The organism is Streptomyces sp. 130 (genome assembly GCF_007096885.1).
Taxonomy (GTDB): Bacteria; Actinomycetota; Actinomycetes; order Streptomycetales; family Streptomycetaceae; genus Streptomyces.
Window position 1 is genome coordinate 1 of record NZ_VJNO01000106.1, and the last position, 1,184, is coordinate 1,184.

General features: G+C 69.0%; 1 protein-coding gene. It reads left to right on the forward strand.

Going from position 1 to position 1,184, the window contains the following annotated elements:
• Positions 1 to 23: 23 nt before the first annotated feature.
• Positions 24 to 1,184 (forward strand): acyltransferase domain-containing protein (locus FKN01_RS32190; RefSeq protein ID WP_398933678.1); only part of this gene is annotated, 1,161 nt, incomplete at its 3' end.

The following is a 1,184-nucleotide window of genomic DNA, read 5'->3' on the forward strand; positions in this document are numbered from 1 at the left end:
TGACGGAGTCGCGGGCGTGGCCGGTGCGGGATCGTCCGCGTCGTGTGGGTGTGTCGTCGTTCGGTCTGAGTGGGACGAACGCGCATGTGATCGTGGAGCAGGCTCCGGTGGTGGAGGAGCCGGAGCCCGAAGCGGTGACCGGGCTTCCCGTCGTCCCTGTCGTGCTGTCGGCGCGGAGTGAGGCTGGGCTGGCGGCGCAGGCGGGGAAGTTTCTGGGTCGGGTGGCGGGGGAGTCGTCTGCCTCGTTGCTGGATGTGGGTTTCTCGTCGGTGGTGTCGCGTGCGGTGCTGGAGCATCGTGCGGTGGTGGCGGCTTCGGACCGTGAGGAGCTGGTGCGGGGGCTGACGGCGTTGGCGGAGGGTGAGCTGTCGCCTTCGGTGGTTCGCGGCTCGGTACGGCGGGCCGGTGCCACTGCCTTCCTGTTCACGGGTCAGGGTGCGCAGCGGTTGGGGATGGGCCGTGAGCTGTACGGGGTCTACCCGGTGTTCGCGGCAGCGTTCGATGAGGTGCTTGTCGAGCTGGACGCGAGGCTGGGCAGGTCGTTGCGTGAGGTGGTGTGGGGTGAGGACGCGGGTCTGTTGAACGGGACGATGTTCGCGCAGGCGGGGTTGTTCGCGGTGGAGACGGCGTTGTTCCGGTTGGTGGAGTCGTGGGGGGTGCGTCCGGACTTCCTGGTGGGTCATTCGGTCGGTGAGATCGCTGCGGCGCATGTGTCCGGTGTGTTGTCGCTCGCGGATGCGGCGGAGTTGGTGGTGGCGCGTGGTCGGTTGATGCAGGGGCTGCCGGCTGGTGGGTCGATGGTGGCGGTGGAGGCTTCGGAGGCGGAGGTCCTTCCGTTGCTGAATGCGGAGGTGGGGATTGCGGCGGTGAACGGTCCGCGCTCCGTGGTGGTGTCGGGGGTGGAGTCGGCGGTTGCCGAGGTGGTGGGGAAGTTTGCGGGTGAGGGGCGGCGGACGAGTGCGTTGCGGGTGTCGCATGCGTTTCATTCGCCGTTGATGGAGCCGATGCTGGCGGAGTTCGGGGCGGTGGTGGCGGGGTTGTCGTTCGGGTCCGCGTCGGTTCCGGTGGTGTCGGGTGTGACGGGGGACCTGGCGGAGGACTGGGGTTCGGCGGAGTACTGGGTGCGGCATGTGCGGGAGGCGGTGCGTTTCGCGGACGCGGTGTCGTTCGTGGTGTCGCGGGGT